Annotated in this window: 7 protein-coding genes and 1 tRNA gene; all 8 read right to left on the bottom strand. The window is 61.2% G+C overall.

The features are described from left to right. Window positions 1-2: 2 nt before the first annotated feature. The 8 genes from ACCC96_RS27960 to accD all read right to left on the bottom strand — a co-directional run bounded on the left by ACCC96_RS27960 (window position 3) and on the right by accD (window position 7,362). Window positions 3-75: transfer RNA gene (locus tag ACCC96_RS27960), tRNA-Val, on the bottom strand. A gap of 152 nt (window positions 76-227) precedes the next feature. Then, window positions 228-1,004: an SDR family oxidoreductase gene (locus ACCC96_RS27955; RefSeq protein ID WP_008007225.1), complete on the bottom strand. Its 777-nt coding sequence runs from the start codon at window positions 1,002-1,004 to the stop codon at window positions 228-230. Next, the gene (locus tag ACCC96_RS27950; protein ID WP_413697491.1) at window positions 1,001-2,212 is read right to left on the bottom strand and encodes an O-succinylhomoserine sulfhydrylase; all 1,212 of its coding nucleotides are present in this window, start codon (window positions 2,210-2,212) and stop codon (window positions 1,001-1,003) included. The genes ACCC96_RS27955 and ACCC96_RS27950 overlap by 4 nt, the downstream gene beginning before the upstream one ends. Before the next feature lie 73 nt (window positions 2,213-2,285). Next, a complete protein-coding gene (gene purF / locus ACCC96_RS27945) occupies window positions 2,286-3,791 on the bottom strand; it encodes an amidophosphoribosyltransferase (protein ID WP_007935163.1) in 1,506 nt (501 codons plus the stop codon). Window positions 3,792-3,832: 41 nt separating this feature from the next. Continuing rightward, window positions 3,833-4,393 (bottom strand): CvpA family protein, encoded by a 561-nt coding sequence (locus ACCC96_RS27940; RefSeq protein WP_018928089.1) that lies wholly within the window; start codon window positions 4,391-4,393, stop codon window positions 3,833-3,835. A gap of 98 nt (window positions 4,394-4,491) precedes the next feature. After that, entirely contained in the window at window positions 4,492-5,154 is a 663-nt protein-coding gene (locus ACCC96_RS27935) for an SPOR domain-containing protein (protein WP_413697490.1), read from the bottom strand. Further along, window positions 5,138-6,445, bottom strand: a complete 1,308-nt coding sequence (gene folC, locus ACCC96_RS27930) for a bifunctional tetrahydrofolate synthase/dihydrofolate synthase (protein WP_413697489.1) — start codon at window positions 6,443-6,445, stop codon at window positions 5,138-5,140. Before folC ends, ACCC96_RS27935 begins: the two co-directional genes overlap by 17 nt. Next, on the bottom strand, window positions 6,442-7,362 hold the full coding sequence (gene accD, locus ACCC96_RS27925; protein WP_007935172.1) for an acetyl-CoA carboxylase, carboxyltransferase subunit beta: 921 nt from the start codon (window positions 7,360-7,362) through the stop codon (window positions 6,442-6,444). Before accD ends, folC begins: the two co-directional genes overlap by 4 nt. Between the last annotated feature and the right edge of the window lie 102 nt (window positions 7,363-7,464).

The raw sequence follows: 7,464 nt of genomic DNA, 5'->3' as shown, positions 1-7,464 counted from the left end.
GGTGGGTGATGACGGGATCGAACCGCCGACATTCTGCTTGTAAGGCAGACGCTCTCCCAGCTGAGCTAATCACCCTTTGCATCTCTGAGGCCGCGAAATTTACGCAGGTACCGAAGCTAAGTCAATACCCCACTTGAAGTTTTTCTGAAAAAGACAAAATCGTGTCATACGCAGCCGGACCGCTTTCGTCGGATCGCCGCCCGGAGCAAGCCCGCTCCCACACTGGGTTACTCGCTGTAAATCATCTTCTTGGTCATGCCACCATCGACCACAAACTCCTGGCCCGTGACGAAACCAGCGTTCTTCGACAACAACCAGGCCACCATTGCCGCCACGTCCTCGACAGTCCCTACCCTGCCCGCCGGATGCTGCGCATGATCGGCGTCGGTCAGCGGTTCGGCGCGCCGTGCCGCTGGATCCCGCGCATCGATCCAGCCGGGGCTGACCGCGTTGACGCGAATCTCTGGCCCAAGACTGATAGCCAGGGCGTGAGTCAGGGCCAACAGACCGCCCTTGCTCGCCGCGTAAGCCTCTGTGTCGGGCTCCGACTGCGCAGCACGGGTCGAGGCCAGATTGACAATGGCGCCGCTGTGAGCGCGCAGGTACGGCGCACAGTGCTTGGCCAACAGCATCGGCCCACTGAGGTTCACCGCCAGCACTCGGTTCCAGTAGGCCAGGTCAAGGCTTTCCAGGGTGATGTTGTGCGGATCGGCCACTGCCGCATTGCACACCAGCGCATCCAGACGCCCGAACTGCCCCAGCACCTCGGCCACACCCAGCGCCACCTGCGCTTCATTCGCGACGTCCATGGCGATGAACCAGGCGTTTTCGCCGAGCACCTTCGCCACTTTCGAACCACGCTCGCGATCCAGATCGGTCAGCACCACCTGCCAGCCTTCGCTGATCAGCCAGGCCGCAATGCCCAGGCCAATGCCACGCGCGGCACCGGTGACCAGCGCGACGCGGCCATGGGTGCCCGTGGTCGGCGTCGACAACTCGATCACAAGGCAGCCAACCCGCGCGCCAGATCGGCTTGCAGGTCTGCCACGTCTTCCAGACCGACCGCAATGCGAATCAGGCTGTCACGGATCCCCGCAGCTTCACGCTCTTGCGGCGCCAGACGGCCGTGAGAGGTGGTGCTCGGGTGCGTGATGGTGGTTTTGCTGTCGCCCAGGTTGGCGGTGATGGAGATCAGGCGAGTCGCGTCGATAAAGCGCCAGGCGCCCTCTTTGCCGCCTTTGACCTCGAAACTCACGACTGCACCGAAACCCTTCTGCTGACGCTGGGCCAGTTCGTGCTGCGGATGGCTCTTGAGCCCGGCGTAATGGACTTTCTCGATGCCGTCCTGCTGCTCCAGCCACTCAGCCAGTTGCTGGGCATTGGCGCAATGCGCCTTCATGCGCAGGCTCAGCGTTTCCAGGCCCTTGAGGAAAATCCAGGCATTGAACGGACTCAGGGTCGGCCCGGCAGTGCGCAGGAAACCGACGACTTCTTTCATCTGCTCGCTGCGACCCGCCACGACACCGCCCATGCAACGACCCTGGCCGTCGATGAACTTGGTCGCCGAGTGCACGACGATGTCCGCGCCCAGCTTCAGTGGCTGCTGCAGCGCAGGCGTGCAGAAGCAGTTGTCGACCACCAGCATCGCGCCCTTGGCGTGAGCAATTTCCGACAGCGCGGTGATATCCACCAATTCAGCCAACGGGTTGGACGGCGATTCTACGAAGAGCAATCTGGTGTTGGCCTTGATCGCTGCATCCCAGCCGGACAAGTCTGCCAGCGGTATGTAATCGACTTCGATGCCGAAGCGCTTGAAGTATTTCTCGAACAGGCTGATGGTCGAGCCAAACACGCTGCGCGACACCAGCACGTGATCGCCGGCACTGCACAGGCTCATCACCACTGCCATGATCGCGGCCATGCCGGTCGCCGTGGCCACCGCTTGCTCGGCGCTTTCCAGGGCGGCAATGCGCTCTTCGAACGCGCGCACGGTCGGGTTGGTGTAGCGCGAGTAAACGTTGCCCGGCACTTCACCGGCAAAACGTGCGGCCGCGTCGGCGGCGGTACGGAATACGTAGCTGGAAGTGAAGAACATCGGATCACCGTGCTCGCCTTCCGGCGTGCGGTGCTGACCGGCGCGTACGGCCAGGGTATCGAACGCTACGCCTTCGAGGTCGCTGTCCAGCCGACCGGCATCCCAATCCTGACTCATGCTGTCACTCCTTTCCCTATTCTCGTAAATTAAAAGCCAGATACAAAACCGGCCCCTCAGGGCCGGTAGTTACTCAGTTGTTGTACAGATCAATGATCGCACTGACTGCCTGGGTCTTGACCTTGGAGGCATCGTTACGTGCCTGCTCGATCTTGTTCAGGTAAGCCTCGTCGACGTCGCCGGTGACGTACTGGCCGTCGAACACCGCGCAATCGAACTTGTCGATCTTGATCTTGCCGCCACCGACCGCTTCGATCAAGTCAGGCAGGTCCTGATAGATCAACCAGTCAGCACCGATCAGATCGGCCACGTCCTGAGTCGAACGGTTGTGGGCGATCAGCTCGTGAGCGCTCGGCATGTCGATGCCGTAGACGTTCGGGTAACGCACGGCCGGGGCCGCCGAGCAGAAATAGACGTTCTTGGCGCCGGCTTCGCGAGCCATCTGGATGATCTGCTTGCAGGTGGTGCCACGAACGATGGAGTCGTCCACCAGCATCACGTTCTTGCCGCGGAATTCCAGTTCGATGGCGTTGAGCTTCTGGCGTACGGATTTTTTCCGCGCAGCCTGACCCGGCATGATGAAGGTCCGACCGATGTAGCGGTTCTTCACGAAGCCTTCGCGGAACTTGACGCCCAAGTGGTTCGCCAGTTCCAGGGCCGCGGTGCGGCTGGTGTCCGGAATCGGGATGACCACGTCGATGTCGTGGTCCGGACGCTCGCGCAGGATCTTCTCGGCGAGCTTCTCGCCCATGCGCAGACGGGCCTTGTAAACCGAAACGCCGTCGATGATCGAGTCCGGACGTGCCAGGTAGACGTGTTCGAAGATGCACGGGGTCAGCGACGGGTTGGTCGCGCACTGACGGGTGTGCAGCTTGCCGTCTTCAGTGATGTAGACCGCTTCGCCCGGTGCCAGGTCGCGAATCAGGGTGAAACCGAGCACGTCCAGCGAAACGCTTTCGGAGGCGATCATGTACTCGACGCCTTCGTCGGTGTGACGCTGACCGAAGACGATCGGGCGGATGCCGTGCGGATCGCGGAAACCGACGATGCCGTAACCGGTCACCATCGCCACGACCGCGTAACCACCTACGCAACGGTTGTGCACGTCAGTGACGGCCGCGAACACGTCTTCTTCAGTCGGCTGCAACTTGCCACGCTGGGCCAGCTCGTGTGCGAACACGTTGAGCAGCACTTCCGAATCGGAGTTGGTGTTGACGTGGCGCAGGTCAGATTCGTAAATCTCCTTGGCCAGTTGTTCAACGTTGGTCAGGTTACCGTTGTGCGCCAGGGTAATGCCGTACGGCGAGTTGACGTAAAACGGTTGAGCTTCGGCCGAGGTCGAGCTGCCCGCGGTCGGATAACGCACATGGCCAATGCCCATGTGGCCGACCAGGCGCTGCATGTGACGCTGATGGAACACGTCACGCACCAGGCCATTGTCCTTGCGCAGGAATAACCGGCCATCGTGGCTGGTCACGATACCGGCAGCGTCCTGGCCGCGGTGCTGGAGGACGGTTAGCGCGTCATACAGCGCCTGATTGACGTTCGACTTACCGACGATACCGACGATGCCACACATGCGACGCAACCCCTACTTAATGGATCTGAACTGAACACAACTCACTGAGGCGTTTTGGCCGTCGGCAAGAGGTGCTCCTTGAACGGAATATCAGCGGGTACGCTGATTCCGCTGGCAAGCCACTGACTGCTCCACCCGAGGATCAGGTTTTTGGACCAGTCTGCGACCAATAGAAATTTTGGCACGAGCTGTGACTCTTTCCACCACTCGTCCTGCTGTACCGGCCCCAGGCTCAACAGCCCGACCGCCACGACCACCAGCAACACGCCACGCGCCCCGCCGAAAGCCATGCCGAGGAATCGATCGGTCCCGGATAGCCCGGTGACGCGAACCAACTCGCCGATAAGATAATTGATCATTGCGCCTACGATTAAAGTGGCGACAAACATGATGGCACAGCCCGTGATCACACGAGCCGACGGCGTAGCAATATATCCGCCCAGGTACTCGGACAATGAACCACCGAACATCCAGGCAACGACTCCTGCGATGATCCAGGTCAGCAGCGAGAGTGCTTCCTTGACGAAGCCGCGGCTCAGACTGATCAAAGCGGAGATGGCGATGATTGCAACGATCGCCCAGTCAACCCAGGTAAATGGCACAGTGCAGCCTACAGACAGATGAGGCGGCGCATTTTAGCAGAGCCCATGGCTGTCGGTAAGCTGAGATTATCAGTGCTTTTCAAATCGGGGCGATAGATTTAGCCGCGCTCAGGCTGGAAACGCACCACAAAACCCTTGAGGTTCTGCTGGCGACTCAACAAATCACGCAGACGATCGGCTTCCGCACGCTCGATCAGCGGCCCGACGAACACCCGATTTTTGCCATCGGAGGAACGGATATAGGCGTTATAGCCTTGGCTGCGCAGGGTTTTCTGCAAACTTTCAGCGCTCTCACGGCTCGCCAGGCTGGCCAGTTGCACCGACCAGCTGACCGACAGGCCATTGGCATCGACGCGACTTGGAGTAGCGACCGGCTTGGTCGGTGCAACCGCGATTGGCTGGGCAGGTGCCGGCACAGGCTTGGCAACTGGCGCTGCTGGCGGCGCGACTGGCTTGGCAGCCGGCGGCGCTGGCGCTACGGGAGCCGTTGGCGCAATCGGTGCCGACGGCGCTTGCTGCTCGGCAATTTCGTCGTCGCTTGGCACAGGCTCTTGCGGCAATGCCTGCGGTTCAGGCACCGCCACCGGCTCGATCTGCACTTGCGGGATCGAGGGGGCATGCGGCGCGGCAGGCGCGTCGACCCTTACCTGGCGCTGTTCGTCCTGACGGGAAAACAGCATCGGCAAGAAAATCACCGCCAGCGCCACCAGCACCAAGGCACCGACCATGCGCTGCTTGTACGCCTTATCCAGCAAAGCCATTTGCCGCTTCCTCCGTGGAGTGCCGGGCCAGCCACTCAAGGGCCTCGGCGACACAATAAAATGATCCGAATAACAGAATCTCGTCGTCGCTCGTCGCCTGCGCGCACTGCCCTTCCAGGGCAGCGGCCACGCTGTCATAGGACGTAACCGAGGCGCCAAGGTTCTGCAACGCTGCGTGCAACTGAGCTACCGGCCGTGCCCGCGGCGAATCCAGCGGCGCGACGGCCCAATGCTGGACACTAGCACTCAATTCACCGACAACACCATCCAGGTCCTTGTCCGCCAACAACCCGAACACCGCCAGACGCTTGCCGGCCGGCGGTCGACTGGCCAGACGCCGAGCCAGATACTCTGCCGCGTGAGGGTTGTGCCCCACGTCCAGCAGCAGATTCAGACGCTTGCCCTGCCAGTCGAACTGCCGACGATCAAGACGACCGACGATCCGCGTCGCTTTCAACGCTTCAATAATCTGCGCATCCACCCAAGGCAAACCGAGCAGAAGGTAAGCCTGCAACGCCAGTGCAGCGTTTTCCATCGGCAGATCGAGCAATGGCAGATCGTGCAATTCGACCGCACGCCCTTGGGCGTCAATGCCGCGCCATTGCCAGTTGTGATCGGTGACACCGAGGTCGAAATCGCGCCCACGCAGGAAAAACGGGCAATTGAGCTCGCGCGCCTTATCCAGCAAAGGTTGAGGAGGATTCAGATCGCCGCACAGTGCAGGCGCGCCCTGGCGGAAGATCCCGGCCTTTTCGAAGGCCACGGATTCGCGGGTATCACCCAGGTAATCCGCATGGTCGACACCAATGCTGGTGACCAGCGCGACATCGGCATCCACCACGTTGACCGTGTCCAGACGCCCGCCCAGGCCGACTTCCAGCACCACCGCATCGAGACCGGCCTGTTGAAACAGCCAGAACGCCGCCAGGGTGCCCATTTCGAAGTAAGTCAGGGATGTTTCGCCGCGACCCGCCTCGACCGCGGCAAAGGCTTCGCACAGCTGCGCGTCAGTGGCTTCGACGCCATTGACCTGCACCCGCTCGTTGTAACGCAGCAGGTGCGGAGAATTGTAGACACCCACGTTCAGGCCCTGCGACCGCAGCAATGAAGCCACGAAGGCGCAGGTAGACCCTTTGCCGTTGGTGCCGGTGACCGTGATCACCCGAGGCGCCGGCTTGCCCAGCCCCATGCGGGACGCTACCTGTTGCGAACGCTCCAACCCCATGTCGATGGCCGAAGGATGCAACTGTTCAAGGTAGGCGAGCCACTCGCCAAGGGTGCGCTCGATCATAGGTTCGCAGGTACCGGTGGGACCACGATCGGCTCGACTGGCGCGGCGACGAATTTAGGCGTCGGCTTGCCGGTCAGTTGTGCCAGCAGGTTGCCCAGACGTGGACGCAGTTCCTGACGAGGGATGATCATGTCGATCGCGCCGTGCTCCAGCAGGAACTCGCTGCGCTGGAAGCCTTCCGGCAGTTTTTCACGAACGGTTTGCTCGATCACGCGCGGACCGGCGAAACCGATCAGGGCTTTCGGCTCACCGACGATCACGTCGCCGAGCATCGCCAGACTGGCGGAAACACCGCCGTAGACCGGGTCGGTCAGCACCGAGATGAACGGAATGCCTTCTTCGCGCAGACGTGCCAGCACCGCGGAGGTCTTGGCCATTTGCATCAGGGAGATCAGCGCTTCCTGCATCCGCGCACCGCCGGAAGCGGAGAAGCAGATCATCGGGCAACGGTTTTCCAGGGCGTAGTTGGCGGCGCGCACAAAGCGCTCACCGACGATGGCACCCATCGAGCCACCCATGAAGGAGAATTCGAAAGCCGACACCACGACCGGCATGCCCAGCAAGGTGCCGCTCATGGAGATCAGTGCGTCTTTTTCGCCGGTCTGCTTTTGCGCAGCGGTCAGGCGATCCTTGTACTTCTTGCCGTCACGGAATTTCAGACGGTCAACCGGCTCCAGGTCCGCGCCCAGTTCGGCACGACCTTCAGCGTCGAGGAAGATGTCGATGCGCGCGCGTGCGCCGATACGCATGTGGTGGTTGCACTTGGGGCAAACGTCCAGGGTCTTTTCCAGCTCCGGACGATACAACACCGCCTCGCAAGACGGGCATTTGTGCCACAGACCTTCAGGCACCGAGCTCTTCTTGACCTCGGAACGCATGATCGAAGGGATCAGTTTGTCTACTAACCAGTTGCTCATGCTTTCTTTCTCCAGTACCGGCGGCCCGAACGCTCTGGTTCGCAGCCCCGCGTATGCCCTTGAGCTAAATTCATGTGTGTAGCGATGATCGATGGATTGCCG

It is taken from the genome of Pseudomonas sp. Pseusp11 (assembly GCF_047304405.1).
Taxonomy (GTDB): domain Bacteria; phylum Pseudomonadota; class Gammaproteobacteria; order Pseudomonadales; family Pseudomonadaceae; genus Aquipseudomonas.
Note: the sequence above shows the minus strand (reverse complement) of the source record. Positions and strands in the feature narration are given on the sequence as shown.